Source organism: Bisbaumannia pacifica (assembly GCF_007989625.1).
Classification (GTDB): Bacteria; Pseudomonadota; Gammaproteobacteria; order Pseudomonadales; family Halomonadaceae; genus Bisbaumannia; species Bisbaumannia pacifica.
The window spans coordinates 1-13,317 of record NZ_BJUK01000004.1; the positions used below are offsets into that span (position 1 = coordinate 1).

General features: G+C 67.3%; 14 protein-coding genes and 1 tRNA gene. 4 read left to right on the forward strand and 11 right to left on the reverse strand.

Features of this window, described 5'->3' with window-relative positions:
• Positions 1–80: 80 nt before the first annotated feature.
• From HPA02_RS02170 to trmJ, 5 genes are all read right to left on the reverse strand, one after another.
• Positions 81–407 (reverse strand): HesB/IscA family protein, encoded by a 327-nt coding sequence (locus HPA02_RS02170; protein WP_146801438.1) that lies wholly within the window; start codon positions 405–407, stop codon positions 81–83.
• 29 nt (positions 408–436) lie between these two features.
• Positions 437–1,585, reverse strand: a complete 1,149-nt coding sequence (locus tag HPA02_RS02175) for an aminotransferase class V-fold PLP-dependent enzyme (protein WP_146801439.1) — start codon at positions 1,583–1,585, stop codon at positions 437–439.
• Between the two features lie 38 nt (positions 1,586–1,623).
• A complete protein-coding gene (gene iscR / locus HPA02_RS02180) occupies positions 1,624–2,094 on the reverse strand; it encodes a Fe-S cluster assembly transcriptional regulator IscR (RefSeq protein ID WP_146801440.1) in 471 nt (156 codons plus the stop codon).
• Between the two features lie 86 nt (positions 2,095–2,180).
• On the reverse strand, positions 2,181–3,053 hold the full coding sequence (gene cysE, locus HPA02_RS02185) for a serine O-acetyltransferase (RefSeq protein ID WP_146801441.1): 873 nt from the start codon (positions 3,051–3,053) through the stop codon (positions 2,181–2,183).
• A gap of 111 nt (positions 3,054–3,164) precedes the next feature.
• Complete coding sequence (gene trmJ / locus HPA02_RS02190) at positions 3,165–3,932, reverse strand: tRNA (cytosine(32)/uridine(32)-2'-O)-methyltransferase TrmJ (RefSeq protein ID WP_146801442.1); 768 nt, start codon at positions 3,930–3,932, stop codon at positions 3,165–3,167.
• Positions 3,933–4,094: 162 nt separating this feature from the next.
• On the opposite strand from trmJ, the gene HPA02_RS02195 reads away from it, so the two are divergent.
• Positions 4,095–4,889, forward strand: a complete 795-nt coding sequence (locus tag HPA02_RS02195) for an inositol monophosphatase family protein (protein ID WP_146801443.1) — start codon at positions 4,095–4,097, stop codon at positions 4,887–4,889.
• 83 nt (positions 4,890–4,972) lie between these two features.
• Here the strand turns inward: HPA02_RS02195 and secF are convergent, their stop codons facing one another.
• The 5 genes from secF to queA all read right to left on the reverse strand — a co-directional run bounded on the left by secF (position 4,973) and on the right by queA (position 10,442).
• Entirely contained in the window at positions 4,973–5,896 is a 924-nt protein-coding gene (gene secF / locus HPA02_RS02200; protein WP_146801444.1) for a protein translocase subunit SecF, read from the reverse strand.
• Between the two features lie 10 nt (positions 5,897–5,906).
• Positions 5,907–7,757 (reverse strand): protein translocase subunit SecD, encoded by a 1,851-nt coding sequence (secD, locus tag HPA02_RS02205; protein WP_146801445.1) that lies wholly within the window; start codon positions 7,755–7,757, stop codon positions 5,907–5,909.
• 83 nt (positions 7,758–7,840) lie between these two features.
• The gene (gene yajC, locus HPA02_RS02210) at positions 7,841–8,170 is read right to left on the reverse strand and encodes a preprotein translocase subunit YajC (RefSeq protein WP_146801446.1); all 330 of its coding nucleotides are present in this window, start codon (positions 8,168–8,170) and stop codon (positions 7,841–7,843) included.
• A 76-nt stretch (positions 8,171–8,246) separates the two neighbouring features.
• The gene (tgt, locus tag HPA02_RS02215) at positions 8,247–9,365 is read right to left on the reverse strand and encodes a tRNA guanosine(34) transglycosylase Tgt (RefSeq protein WP_186809909.1); all 1,119 of its coding nucleotides are present in this window, start codon (positions 9,363–9,365) and stop codon (positions 8,247–8,249) included.
• 45 nt (positions 9,366–9,410) lie between these two features.
• The gene (queA, locus tag HPA02_RS02220; RefSeq protein WP_146801448.1) at positions 9,411–10,442 is read right to left on the reverse strand and encodes a tRNA preQ1(34) S-adenosylmethionine ribosyltransferase-isomerase QueA; all 1,032 of its coding nucleotides are present in this window, start codon (positions 10,440–10,442) and stop codon (positions 9,411–9,413) included.
• A 162-nt stretch (positions 10,443–10,604) separates the two neighbouring features.
• Here queA and HPA02_RS02225 point away from each other — a divergent pair.
• Both HPA02_RS02225 and HPA02_RS02230 read left to right on the forward strand, forming a co-directional pair.
• Positions 10,605–10,691 (forward strand) — tRNA-Leu (locus HPA02_RS02225).
• Between the two features lie 286 nt (positions 10,692–10,977).
• A complete protein-coding gene (locus HPA02_RS02230; RefSeq protein ID WP_186809904.1) occupies positions 10,978–12,312 on the forward strand; it encodes an NAD(P)/FAD-dependent oxidoreductase in 1,335 nt (444 codons plus the stop codon).
• Here the strand turns inward: HPA02_RS02230 and HPA02_RS02235 are convergent.
• On the reverse strand, positions 12,309–12,626 hold the full coding sequence (locus HPA02_RS02235) for an antibiotic biosynthesis monooxygenase family protein (RefSeq protein WP_146801450.1): 318 nt from the start codon (positions 12,624–12,626) through the stop codon (positions 12,309–12,311). The genes HPA02_RS02230 and HPA02_RS02235 overlap by 4 nt on opposite strands.
• A 204-nt stretch (positions 12,627–12,830) precedes the next feature.
• Here HPA02_RS02235 and rnk point away from each other — a divergent pair, with 204 nt between their 5' ends.
• Positions 12,831–13,244, forward strand: a complete 414-nt coding sequence (rnk, locus tag HPA02_RS02240; protein WP_146801451.1) for a nucleoside diphosphate kinase regulator — start codon at positions 12,831–12,833, stop codon at positions 13,242–13,244.
• Positions 13,245–13,317 lie beyond the last annotated feature (73 nt).

The following is a 13,317-nucleotide window of genomic DNA, read 5'->3' on the forward strand; positions in this document are numbered from 1 at the left end:
GCAGTGCTTGCCCCCAGGAAAGCCCCGGGCCTCCGATCGCCATATCCTGAGTGTGGCGCCGCCCGGTGCTTGCGAGCGGCTCAGACGGTAAAGCTTTCGCCGCAGCCGCACTGGTCCTTGACGTTGGGGTTGTTGAAGCGGAAGAAGCGGTTCAGCCCTTCGTTGACGTAGTCCACCTCGCTGCCGTCGAGCATCTCCAGGGCCTCGGGAGCCACGTAGACGGTGGCGCCGTGGGCCTCGAAGGCGGTGTCCTCGGCGTCGGCCTCGTCGGCGAAGTCGAGCACATAGCTGTAGCCGGAGCAGCCGCTGGGCTTGACCGAGACGCGCAGGCCCAGGCCGTGTCCGCGTTCGTCGAGGACGCGGTGAATCTGTTCGGCGGCGGCGGGGGTGATCGCGAGTTGCGCCATGGGACTTGCCTCCTGCAAGGAAGTGGGGGTCAGCGGCGAAGCCGGGTCAGGGCGTGGCGGATCTCCGCCAGGGCCTGGTCGATATCGGTTTCGCTGGTGAAGCGGCCGAAGCTGAAACGCAACGAAGCCAGGGCCCGGGCCCGGGGCACGCCGATGCCCTGCAATACATAGGATGGCTCTACGCTGGCGGAGTTGCAGGCGGAGCCGGTGGAGAGGGCTAGCTGGCGCAGGGCCATCAGCAGCGACTCGCCATCCACGCCGTCGAACGCCAGGTTGACGATATTGGGCACGGCGGCCTCCAGGCGGGTATTGGCATGGATACCTTCCAGGTCGGCGAGGCCGGCCAGGAAGCGCTCGCGCAGGGCGGCGATGCTTGCCTGGTCCGCTTCGCCCTCCGACTGGGCCAGGGCGAAGGCCTCGCCCATGCCGACGATCTGGTGCGTCGCCAGGGTGCCGGAACGCATGCCGCGCTCGTGGCCACCACCGTGGATCAAGGCCTCCAGGCGGATCTCGGGGCTGCGCTTCACATAGAGCGCGCCGATGCCCTTGGGGCCGTAGACCTTGTGGGCGGAGAGCGACAGCAGGTCGATGCCCTGGGCCGCCACGTCCAGGGGTAGCTTGCCAGCGGCCTGGGCGGCATCCACATGGAAGACGGCGCCATGGGCGTGGGCCACTTCGGCCAGGGCCGCCAGGTCGTGGATCACGCCGAGCTCGTTGTTGACCGCCATCAGCGAGACCAACTGGGTGTCGGCGCGCATCGCCTCGGCGAGTTGCTCCGGGGTGATGCGGCCATCGGCCCCCGGGGTCAGCCAGGTCACCTCGAAGCCCTCGGCCTCCAGGGCCTTGGCGGTATCGACGATCGCCTTGTGCTCGATGATCGAGGTCACCAGGTGGCGACCCCGCCCGCGGTTGGCGCGCATGAAACCGATCAGCGCCAGGTTGTCCGCCTCGGTGGCGCCGCTGGTCCAGACGATCTCGCGGGGGTCGGCCTGGATCAGGTCGGCGACCTGGCGACGCGCGCCTTCCACCGCCTGCTCCGCCAGCCAGCCCGGCATATGGCTGCGCGATGCCGGGTTGGCGAAGGTGCCATCCAGGGTCAGATAACGGCTCATGGCCTCGGCGACGCGGGGGTCGACCGGGGTGGTGGCGGCATAATCGAGGTAGATAGGGGCGCTCATGGGCTGGATCGGGACTCGCTGCGAGAAAACGGGGCCGCTCAGGGCGACGAAGTGGCGATGGTGCCGTCGGCGTGGCGCTGACGCTGGCGATCGGCCACCCGCTGGACCTCCTGGCGGGCGATCAGGTCGGCCAGGGTGATGCCGTCGAGGAAGCCGTGGATCTGCCGGGAGAGCTCGCACCAGAGGTGGTGGGTCAGGCAGATATCGCCCTGCTGACAGTCGGAGAGCCCCTGGCAGCGGGTGGCATCCACCGACTCGTCCACCGCATCGATGACCCGGGCCACGGTGATCGCCTCCGGGGCCACCGCCAGCAGATAGCCGCCGCCGGGGCCTCGCACGCTCTTGACCAGCTGGGCACGGCGCAGGCGGGCGAACAGCTGCTCCAGGTAGGAGAGCGAGATCTCCTGGCGGCGCGAGATATCGGCCAGGCTGGTGGGCTCACGGCTCGCGTTCATCGCCAGATCGAGCATGGCGGTGACGGCGTAACGTCCTTTGGTGGTCAGGCGCATAGTGAGTGCACGCTTGGTGGCGCCGGTCGCGCGCCACGAGTGGCTGTTGGCCCACCATTATGGGGAAGCCCCAGTAGAAGGGTCAACTATTCCCCGGTGCCGGTGGCCTTGTCGTCGGGCGGGTTGGGGCGCGCCTGACGCGGCGATGGGTCGGCCTCCGCCGGTGGGCAGCAGCCGTCCATGTCCTCGAGGATCTCGGCGAAGTCCTCGTCGCGCAGCTCCGGCAGCTTGCCTTCCCGGTAGCTGGCATCGAGCTTGCGCAGGGTGGAGCACATCCGCTCGATGCGTTCGTCCACCGCATGCATATGATCGAGCATGGCCTGCATGGAGCGAGCCATGGGGTCGGGCATGTCCTGGCTGACGCCATAGGCATCGAAGCCGAACTTCTTGCGGATCGCCTCGCGACGCTCGGGGTCGAAGCTGGGCACCTCTTCCACGTCCGGCTCGTCGCGCTTGACGATCTTGCCGGGAATGCCCACCACGGTGGCACCGGCGGGCACCGCCTTGGTGACCACCGCATTGGAGCCGATCTTGGCGCCGGCGCCGACGTTGAAGGGGCCGAGGATCTTGGCCCCGGCACCGACGATCACCCCGTCCTCCAGGGTGGGGTGGCGCTTTCCCTTGTTCCAGCTGGTGCCGCCCAGGGTCACGCCGTGGTAGAGGGTGACGTCGTCGCCGATCTCGGCGGTCTCGCCGATCACCACCCCCATGCCGTGGTCGATAAAGAAGCGTCGGCCGATCTTCGCGCCGGGGTGGATTTCCACGCCGGTGAGCCAGCGGGTCAGGGTCGAGAGGGTGCGCGCCAGCCACTTGAGGTTCTTCTGCCACAGCCAGTGGTTACAGCGATGCGCCAGCAGGGCGTGCAGACCGGGGTAGTTGGTCAGCACTTCGAAGAAGTTGCGTGCCGCGGGGTCGCGGGCGAAAACGCTATTGATATCTTCGCGCAGGCGTTGAAACATGCGGTGATCCTTGATGGCGATGGCTGCCCCTCCCCAGGGAGCGGCAAGGCGGCGTCGGCCTCGATCGATGAACAGGCCTACGCCTTATAGTGGGGGTCCGGGCGATGGCCTTCAACCCTCGCGGCGACGCGCCGCCTCGGCCTGCTTCTCGGTGGCGCTGAGGATGCCGCGCAGGATATTCACCTCCATGCTGTCGGGGCGGGCGCGCATCATCAGGCGGCGCAGCCGGGCCATCAACTGGCGCGGGGTGGCCGGGTCGTGGAAGCCGATGGTGATCAGGGTGCGCTCCAGGTGCTCGAAGTAGCGCTCCAGGTCGGCATGGCTGGCCGGCGGGGCGGTCTCGGTCATGCCCATGGGCGGCAGGGCGTCGTCGTCCTGCTGCTGGTCGAGCCAGGCCAGGCGGCACTCGTAGGCCAGCACCTGGACCGCGGTGGCCAGGTTCAGGGAGCTGAACTCCGGGTTGGCGGGGATATGCACATGGGCATGGCAGCGCTGCAGCTCGGCATTGGAGAGGCCGCTGTCCTCGCGGCCGAAGACCAGGGCGATGCGCGCCTTGGGGGCGGCCAGCTCCGCGGGGAGGCGCTCGCCCAACTGGCGGGGGCTGATCATCGGCCAGGGCAGGGTGCGCGAGCGGGCGCTGGCGCCCACCACCAGGGTGCAGTCGGCCACCGCCGCCTCCAGGGTCTCGACGACGCGGGCGCCGTGGACCAGATGGTCGGCCCCGGAGGCCCGGGACACGCTGTCGGCGGTCAGCACCTCGCAGCGCGGCGCCACCAAGGCCAGGTCGGTCAGGCCCATGTTGTGCATGGCGCGGGCGGTGCCGCCGATATTGCCGGGGTGGCTGGTGCCGATCAGCACGATACGGATGCGCTCTAGCATGGGGGTTACCTGGGGCTGCTGAATCCAAGGGGGCAGAGTTTAGCATGCCGACCGCTGGCGTGTGCGTGGCGCAATCCTCGGGTATCTGCTAGGATTCGCGCCGTCCACTATCGACGCCCCGCGTCCGTTCTTTAACAGTCACCGACTCCTCAAGGCCCGATCATGCATCCGATGGTCCAATTCGGCCTGCGCGCTGCCCGTAGCGCCGCCGAACAGTTTCTGCGTATCCGTGAGCGTATCGAGAACGCCCATGAAGAACACAACCTCGACCGGCTGCTGGAAGATACCGCCCGCAATGCCGAGACCCTGATCACCCGCCAGCTCGCCCGGGGCTATCCCGAGCACGGCGTGGCCGGCCGCTATACCCCGCACCGCGAGGGGCAGGGCGAGGGGCGTGACTATCACTGGCAGATCGAGCCCTTCCACGGCTACTCCAACCTGGGCGTGGCCGGGCGTGGCTTCGCGATCTCCTTGGTGTGCCTGCACAAGGGACGCCCGGAACATGCCGTTATCATCTGTCCCTTCAGCGACGACGAATACCTGGCCAGCCGCGGCCGTGGTGCCCAGCACAACGGCAAGCGCATCCGTGTGCCCAAGGCGTCCGCCATCGAGGGAGGGCGCCTGGCCCTGGGCCTGCCGGAGCTGTGGCAGCGCACCCGCCACTTCCCCGCCTATCTGACCCTGGCCCAGCGCCTGGGGCCCCAGGTGGAAGTGCAGCTGGCCACCGGCAGCGGCCTGCTGGACATGGCCGAGCTGGCCGCCGGTCGCGTCGATATGGTCTTCGTGCTGGGCCTGGAGGAGCAGGACAAGCTGGTCGGCAGCCTGCTGCTCAAGGAGGCCGGGGCGCTGATCGGTTCCCTGGACGGCGCCCCCAGCGTGCCCGCCGAGGGACAGCTGATGGCCGCCAACCCGCGCCTGTTCAAGGCGCTGATGCAGCAGCTTAAGCCGCATTTCTAAGCGCCGAGCGCCAAGAAAAACCGCCCCCATGGCCATGCCATGGGGGCGGTTTCGTTTGGGGTGCTTGCCGGCTTCCGGCGAGGCTAGGGCAGCTCTTCCGCCTCCGGATCTTCCTTCTTGGCGGGGATCAGGTCCTCGCGGTTGAGTTTCACCGCCAGCAGCAGGGCCGCGGACACATAGATGGAGGAGAAGGTACCGACCACGATGCCGATGATCAGGGCGATGGAGAAGTAGTGGATCATGTCGCCGCCCAGCACCAGCAGCGCCAGCAGCACCAGCAGGGTGGTGCCGGAGGTGGCCAGGGTGCGCGACAGGGTCAGGTTGATCGCCTCGTTGAAGATCGCCGGCATGTCGTCGATCCGCGAGGTGCGGATCGTCTCGCGGATGCGGTCATAGACCACGATGGTGTCGTTCAGCGAGTAGCCGATCACCGCCAGCAGGGCCGCCAGCACGGTCAGGTCGAACTCCCACTGGAACAGCGCGAAGGCGCCGACCACGATGATCACGTCGTGGATCAGCGCCAGCAGGGCGCCGATGGCGAACTTGTACTGGAAGCGGAAGGCCACGTAGAGCATCACGATGCCCAGTGCCACCAGCAGCCCCAGGCCGGACTGGTCGCGCAACTGGTCGCCCACCTGGGCGCCGACGAACTCGGCGCGCACCAGGTCGACACCGGAGCCACCCTCGCGCAGCAGGGCTACCACCTGGTTGCCCACCTCGGCGTCGAAGGCCTGCTGCAGGCGAATCAGCACCTCGGTGGCGGCACCGAAGGTCTGCACCGAGACGTCGCGGAAGCCCGCATCCTCCAAGGTCTGGCGCACGGCATCCAGGGTCGGCGCGGCGGCGTAGCGCACCTCCACCAGGGTGCCGCCGGTGAAGTCGAGCCCCAGGTTGAGCTGCTGCAACAGCAGCGAGGCGATCGATACCAGCAGCATCACCCCGGAGATCGCGAAGGCGAGCCGGCGCTTGCCCATGAAGTCGAACTGTCGATTGACTAGGCTTTTCATGCTCACCTCGTTAGATCCGGAGCGTCTTCAGCGGCTTGCCGCCATGGGTCAGGTTGACCATGGCGCGGGTCACCATCAGGGCCGTGAACAGCGAGGTCAGGATGCCCAGTGACAGGGTCACGGCGAAGCCCTTGACCGGCCCGGTGCCGATGGAGAAGAGGATCACCGCCACCAGCAGGGTGGTGATATTGGCGTCGACGATGGAGGTGAAGGCGCGCTCGTAGCCGGCGTGGATCGCCTGCTGTACCGACAGGCCGCCGCGCAGCTCCTCGCGTATCCGCTCGAAGATCAGCACGTTGGCGTCTACCGCCATGCCCAGCGTCAGGACGATGCCGGCGATGCCCGGCAGGGTCAGGGTGGCGCCGAGCAGCGACATGGCGGCCACCAGCAGCACCAGGTTGATGGCCAGGGCCAGGTTGGCGATGACGCCGAACACCTTGTAGCGCACCAGCATAAACAGCACCACCAGCAGCAGGCCGATCATCACCGACATCACGCCGCGGTCGATGTTGTCCTGGCCCAGGCTGGGCCCGATGGTGCGCTCCTGGACGAAGTAGATGGGCGCCGCCAGGGAGCCGGAGCGCAGCAGCAGGGCCAGTTCCGCCGCCTCGGTGGGGGAGTCGAGACCGGTGATGCGGAAGCTGTTGCCCAGCGCGCTCTGGATGGTGGCCAGGCTGATCAGGCCGCGCTCGGTGTAGGGCTCGCGGACCACCACCTCTTCGCCGTTTTCCAGCACTACCCGGTCGCGGGTCTTGTGCTCGATGAAGAGCACCGCCATGTTGCGGCCGATATTGGTGCGGGTCGCGCGGTTCATCAGGGTGCCGCCGGTGCCGTCCAGGTTGATATTGACCTGGGGACGGCCGTTCTCGTCGAAGCTGTGGTTGGCACTGGAGACGCTGTCGCCGGTGATGATGACGTCGCGCATCAGGTCGGCGCTGCGCGAGGGCGCGTTGCGGAAGGCGAAGCGCTCGGTCTCGGCGTCCGGGGTGTCGGGGCGCGCCTCGAGGCGGAACTCCAGGTTGGCGGTGGCACCCACCACCCGCTTGGCGGCGGCGGTGTCCTGCACGCCGGGCAGTTCTACCACGATGCGGTTGGGGCCCTGGCGCTGCACCATGGGCTCGGCCACCCCCAGCTCATTCACCCGGTTGCGCAGGGTGGTGAGGTTCTGGTTGATGGCGTAGTCCTGGATCTCGTTGACCGCTTGCTCGGAGAGGGTCATGGCCAGTGCCGCGCCGCGCCCCTCGCCGAGGTTCTGGTAGTCGAAGTCGGGGAAGTCGCGGGCGATCAGTCGACGGGCGTTATCGCGATCTTCCTCGTCGATAAACGCCAGGGTCAGGGTGCGCCCCTCGATCTCGGTGCCCCGGTAGCGGATGCGCTCGTCGCGCAGCAGCTCGCGCATGGCGCTGGCATTGACCTCGAGGCGCTGGGTCAGGGCCGCGTTCATGTCCACCTCGAGCAGGAAGTGCACGCCGCCGCGCAGGTCCAGGCCCAGGGTCATGGGGGAGGCGCCCAGGCCGGCGAGCCAGTCGGGGGTCGATTCGGCCAGGTTGATGGCCACCACATAGTCATCATTGACCCGCTCGGCGATCAGCTCCCGGGCCGGCAGCTGGTCGTCGGCATGGCGCAGGCGAATCAGGGTGGTGCCGCCATCCTGCTCGCTGGCCTTGACGGCGATGCCGGCGTTTTCCAGGGCGCTTTCGAGGCGATTCACCTGATTGGCATCGAGGGCCAGGTCGCCGCGGGCGCTGCTGATCTGGACGGCGGGGTCTTCCGGGTAGAGATTGGGAAGGGCGTAGAGGAGACCGACGAAGAGGACCAGAAGTACGAGAAGATACTTCCACAGGGGGTAACGGTTGAGCATGCAAGCCCTGCCTTGTTGCTAACGCAAGAAATGGCGGATGCCGGGCGGGGGGAAACCGCCCGGCGAGGCCGGGCGGTCGAGGATCAGATGGACTTGATGGTGCCCTTGGGCAGCACCGCCGCCACGGCATTCTTCTGCACATTGACCTCGGTGCCGTCGGCGATTTCCATGCTGAGGAACTCGTCGCTCACCTTGGTGACGCGACCCACCAGGCCGCCGCCGATGACCACTTCATCGCCCTTGGCGAGGCCGCCGATCAGCTGCTTATGCTGCTTGGCCCGCTTGGCCTGGGGGCGCCACAGCAGGAAGTAGAAGATCAGCACGAAGCCGACCAGCATCACGATCTGGGCGATACCGCCGCCCGCGGCGGCGCCGCCTTCGGCATGGGCCGGAGCGATAAGGAAATCCAGCATGGGTCAGTGTCTCCTGGACAGGTTAAGCAGAGTGCCGCGGGGCCATCCCCGCGGCGCAGAAAAGGGCGTCGTCGGCTTACTGCGGTGCCTCGGGAACCGGCAGGCCCCGGCGTGCATAGTAGCGTTCCACGAAGTTCGCCAATGTACCCGCTTCGATAGCCCCGCGCAAACCGGCCATCAGGCGCTGATAGTGGCGCAGGTTATGGATGGTATTGAGCATCGAACCGAGCATCTCGCCGCAGCGATCCAGGTGGTGGAGGTAGGCCCGGGAGAAGTGCTGGCAGGTATAGCAGTCGCAATCCTCTTCTAGGGGACGGGTGTCGTGGCGGTGCTTGGCGTTGCGGATCTTGACCGTGCCCTCGAAGGTGAACAGATGCCCATTGCGGGCATTGCGGGTGGGCATCACGCAGTCGAACATGTCGACGCCGCGCCGCACCCCTTCGACCAGGTCCTCCGGCTTGCCCACGCCCATCAGGTAGCGCGGCTTGTCGTCCGGCATCCAGGTGGGCAGGTAGTCGAGGACCTTGATCATCTCCTCCTTGGGTTCGCCCACCGAGAGGCCGCCGATGGCCAGGCCATCGAAGCCGATCTCCAGTAGGCCGTCCAGGGAGCGGCGGCGCAGCTCCGGGTACATGCCGCCCTGGATGATACCGAACAGCGCCGAGGGCGAGTTGCCGTGGGCATCCCGGGAGCGCTTGGCCCAGCGCAGCGAGCGCTCCATGGAGAGCTCGGCCTCCCGCTCGGTGGCCGGGTAGGGGGTGCACTCGTCGAAGATCATCACCACGTCCGAGCCCAGGGAGCGCTGCACCGCCATGGACTCCTCGGGGCCCATGAAGACCTTGGCGCCATCCACCGGCGAGCGGAAGTGCACCCCCTCCTCGGTGATCTTGCGCATCTCGCCCAGGGAGAAGACCTGGAAGCCGCCGGAGTCGGTGAGGATCGGCTTGTCCCACTGGGCGAAGTCATGGAGGTCGCCATGAGCCTCGATCACCTCGGTGCCGGGGCGCAGCCAGAGGTGGAAGGTGTTGCCGAGGATGATCTCGGCGCCGATCTCCTTCACCGAGGCCGGGGTCATGCCCTTGACGGTGCCGTAGGTGCCCACCGGCATAAAGGCCGGGGTCTCGACGGTGCCACGGGGGAAGGTCAGGCGGCCACGCCGCGCCCGGCCATCGCTGGCCAGGTGCTCGAAGGTCATGAAGCAATCGTTACGCATGGGAATCTCGACTCGAAAACAAGGGGCTCAGCGCGTCTTGCGGGTGAGGAACATCGCATCGCCATAGCTGAAGAAGGCATAGCGCTTGCGCACCGCCTCCCGATAGGCCGTCATCACGCTGTCATAGCCTGCGAAGGAGGAGACCAGCATCAGCAGGGTCGACTCCGGCAGGTGGAAGTTGGTGATCAGCGCATCCACGCAGCGCCACTCATAGCCGGGATAGATAAAGATATCGGTGTCGCCCCGCAGTGGGGCGATCTCGCCGCCGGCGCTGGCGCTCTCCAGGCAGCGCACGCTGGTGGTGCCCACGGCGATCACCCGGCGGCCGGCGGCACGGGCGGCGCGAACCTGCTCGCAGACCACCTCGTTCACCTCCACCCACTCGCTATGCATCTGGTGCTCGCGGATATCGTCGGCACGCACCGGCTGGAAGGTCCCGGCGCCCACGTGCAGGGTGACGAAGGCACTCTCCACGCCCTTGGCGGCGAGGCGCTCGAGCAGCGGCTCGTCGAAGTGCAGCCCCGCGGTGGGGGCGGCCACGGCGCCATCGCGGCGGGCATAGACGGTCTGGTAGCGGTCGCGGTCGCTGAGCTCGTCGTCGCGGGTGATATAGGGCGGCAGGGGCATATGGCCATGGCGCTCAAGGAGCTCGATCATCGGCGTCTCGCCGAGGAAACGCAGCTCGAACAGCGCCTCGCGGCGTCCTTCCACCACGGCGCGGATGCCGCCCTCGAAGTGCAGCTCGGTGCCCGGCTTGGGCGACTTGCTGGCGCGCAGGTGGGCCAGGCCACGGTGGGCGTCCAGGGGACGCTCCAGCAGCATCTCTACCTTGCCGCCGCTGGCCTTGTGGCCGTGCAGGCGGGCGGGAATCACCCGGGTGTCGTTGAACACCAGCAGGTCGCCGGGCTGCAGCAGGTCGAGCAGGTCGGGGAAGCGGCGATGAGCCAGCTCGCCGCTGTTGCCATCCACGCACAGCAGGCGGCAGTCGCTGCGCTGCTCGGAGGGGTAACGGGCGATCAGCTCCTCGGGGAGCTCATAGTGAAAGTCGGCGCGCTGCATGGCGGTTCGGGCTCGTTCGGCTCGGTGGCAGGGAGTGAAACTCGGGCGCCGGGCGCCCGGAAAAAACGCGCCCTAGGATACCCTGTCCTGACCGCCAAGTCAGGCCGCCCGGTGCATTCGCGATTGACCTGCCCGGTCCGCCACGTATAATGCCACGCCGTTGCCGGTGTGGCGGAATTGGTAGACGCAGCGGATTCAAAATCCGCCGGGTGCAAGCCCTTGTCGGTTCGAGTCCGACCACCGGTACCATAAAATCAAGCGCTTAGCGGTTCCTTCCTGGCTTGATTCTCTTTGCTTCCCCTACTTTGACGACATTTTGACGACGCCGGCTTTCGGTGCGTACTCGATCGCGTCGGCCAGATGGTCGGGGGGGCGGGTGTGTCTGTCTTAGGGGCCGTGGGCCGGCTTCCGGCCGCATCGCTCGGTATCGTCCATTCGGGGGATGGCGAGGCGGCGCCGTACGGGCAAGGTCCAGGTGACGGTGGCGTGCTTCGACTCGGGGTGGGCCGTCGTCGCGCCCCCGACTGGAGAGGACATGCCGAGCGTGATACCGAATAGAGACGTTGCCCTTTACGATACCGGCGAGGTGCCGATCGAGGCCAGTGGCTGGCGGGCGGTGTCGGCGCCGCCCGCCGGCTATGCCAGCCTGGAACAGGACCTGGAGAGCGATGTGCTGATCATCGGTGCCGGCCTGGCCGGGGCGTCGCTGGCCTTGCACCTGGCGGAGGCGGGTGTCGAAGTGACCCTGCTGGAGGCCCGCCAGCCGGGCTGGGGCGCCTCCGGGCGCAATGCCGGCCACGTGTTGCCGATGGTCAAGGATATGCGGGCGATCGAGAGCTTCGCGGATGGGGGGCGAGCCTTCCTCGAGTTGTTCGGCGAGCACCACCGGCTGCCCTTTACCCTGGCGCGTCGCCACGGCATCGAGTGTGATGCCGCCGAGGTCGGCTACCTGCATGCCATGCGTAGCAAGGGGGCCTTCGAACGCTTTTCCCGGCAGGCGGTGGCGCAGGCCGAGCGGCTGGGGCAGCGCGTCGAGCTGCTGGATGGCGCGGCCATGCGTGAGCAGACGGGGAGTCGCGCCTACCCCTTCGGGGTGTGGAACGCCGCGGGGGGGCGAATCAACCCCTACCGCTTCACGCTGGGCATGGTGGCCGCCGCCCACCGGCTAGGGGCCAGGGTCTATGGTGATAGCGCGGCCCTGACGCTGACCCCGGAGGGGCGGCGCTGGCGCGTCGAGACCGCCCGGGGTAGCGTGCGCTGCGAGCGGGTCGTGCTCTGTACCAATGCCTATTCCGGCGACCTGGTGCCCGTACTGGCCGGTGGCTGCTACCCCTTGACCGCGTATGCCCTGATGACCCAGCCACTGCCCCGGGAGCTGCGCGAGGTCATCATGCCGGGACGAGCGGTCCTGGCTCAGGAACCGGTCGATCTCAATCCGCTGGTCGTCGATGGTCAGCATCGCTTGATCATGGCGTCGATTCCCAGTCGCCGCCGACCCGCCGATGCCGCCTGGCACTTCCGTCATCACCTGCGTTGGCTGCACCGCACCTGGCCGCAGAGCCGGCATATCGAGCTCTCCCTCGCCCACTACTGGACTGGCCGGGTGGCGCTGCGCGATCAGGCCTTCCCCGGGGTCTATGAGGCGGCACCGGGACTCTATGGCCTGATGCACTTCAATGCCTGGGGCAATATCATGGCGCCCTTGCTGGGCATGCGCCTGGCGCAGGGACTGGTGGAGGATCGCCTGGATCGTATGCCGTTTCCGCTGATGCCCCCGCGGGCGGTGGCCTATCCGGGCAAGCAGGGCCTGCTGATTCGTCGCGGCCTGATTCCCGCGGCAAGAATGGCTCAGACCCTGGGCATGATCTAGGCCCCAGAGGGAGGCATCACCACCCACTCCGGTTCCTCGAATTCGCCGATCAGGTGGATCTCGCAGCAGGGCGCGGCAGCCTGAATGATCTCCCTGACCACCGGGTCCTGTCGCGCCTCCATGGCGTCGCGGCTGGCTTTGCTGTCCCAGTGGGCGATGGCGATCAGGGTGTGCGGGTCATCGATCTTGCGATGCAGCTCGGTACCTCGTGCGCCCGGTGCCCGCTGGATGCGCTGGCTGGCACGCACCCAGGCCTCGGCATAGTCCTCGGCCCGATAACCGTCGCGGATACGTACCTCGAAGAGATATTTCATTGCCCTTCCCCTGGTGGCTTCGGCGGCGTTGCCGAACAGTGTAGGCGCCTTTTCCTGCGGCCTTCGTGGGACTGTCCAAGCCCGTCGTTAAGGCTTATGATGCGATGAATTCACAGTCCTTCGCCCGCTTGCGGGCGGAGGACTGTTTTCGTTGGACGGTCGGTTTTTCGTCCATAGAGCGTTGACCGGCCTGTAGGAGGCACCATGTCGTCACGTCCCGCTATTATCATCAACCGTCTCGATGCCGAGCGCCTGCAGCGGCTGATCGATGCCGCCAGCGACAAGGACCTGCCGGTGGCGGAGTCCCTGGAGGAGGAACTGACCCGGGGCGAGGTCATCGACCCGGAGGATATCCCCGAGGATGTGGTCAGCATGAACAGCCAGGTGCAGTTCACCGACCTGACCCGCGACCGGCAGATGATCCGTACCCTGGTCTATCCCCATGCCCTGGCCGCCACCGAGGATGGGCTCTCGGTGATGGCGCCCATCGGCGCGGCCCTGTTGGGCCTGCGCATCGGCGATATCATCGACTGGCCGCTGCCGGACGGCAGCGAGATCAAGCTACGCATCGATGCCATCTTCTGGCAGCCGGAGCGGGAGGGGCAGTTCCACCGCTGAGCCCGCTAGGGAAGAGCGTTCCGGCCCTGGCCTTGGTAGGCTGGAAAAGTTACGTTCACGTCAATAAGCCAAG

Bases quoted from the DNA above. Each gene is read 5' to 3' on its own strand.
- HPA02_RS02170 (WP_146801438.1), bottom strand. From the start codon at position 407: ATGGCGCAACTCGCGATCACCCCCGCCGCCGCCGAACAGATTCACCGC.
- HPA02_RS02175 (WP_146801439.1), bottom strand. From the start codon at position 1,585: ATGAGCGCCCCTATCTACCTCGATTATGCCGCCACCACCCCGGTCGAC.
- iscR (WP_146801440.1), bottom strand. From the start codon at position 2,094: ATGCGCCTGACCACCAAAGGACGTTACGCCGTCACCGCCATGCTCGAT.
- cysE (WP_146801441.1), bottom strand. From the start codon at position 3,053: ATGTTTCAACGCCTGCGCGAAGATATCAATAGCGTTTTCGCCCGCGAC.
- trmJ (WP_146801442.1), bottom strand. From the start codon at position 3,932: ATGCTAGAGCGCATCCGTATCGTGCTGATCGGCACCAGCCACCCCGGC.
- HPA02_RS02195 (WP_146801443.1), top strand. From the start codon at position 4,095: ATGCATCCGATGGTCCAATTCGGCCTGCGCGCTGCCCGTAGCGCCGCC.
- secF (WP_146801444.1), bottom strand. From the start codon at position 5,896: ATGAAAAGCCTAGTCAATCGACAGTTCGACTTCATGGGCAAGCGCCGG.
- secD (WP_146801445.1), bottom strand. From the start codon at position 7,757: ATGCTCAACCGTTACCCCCTGTGGAAGTATCTTCTCGTACTTCTGGTC.
- yajC (WP_146801446.1), bottom strand. From the start codon at position 8,170: ATGCTGGATTTCCTTATCGCTCCGGCCCATGCCGAAGGCGGCGCCGCC.
- tgt (WP_186809909.1), bottom strand. From the start codon at position 9,365: ATGACCTTCGAGCACCTGGCCAGCGATGGCCGGGCGCGGCGTGGCCGC.
- queA (WP_146801448.1), bottom strand. From the start codon at position 10,442: ATGCAGCGCGCCGACTTTCACTATGAGCTCCCCGAGGAGCTGATCGCC.
- HPA02_RS02230 (WP_186809904.1), top strand. From the start codon at position 10,978: ATGCCGAGCGTGATACCGAATAGAGACGTTGCCCTTTACGATACCGGC.
- HPA02_RS02235 (WP_146801450.1), bottom strand. From the start codon at position 12,626: ATGAAATATCTCTTCGAGGTACGTATCCGCGACGGTTATCGGGCCGAG.
- rnk (WP_146801451.1), top strand. From the start codon at position 12,831: ATGTCGTCACGTCCCGCTATTATCATCAACCGTCTCGATGCCGAGCGC.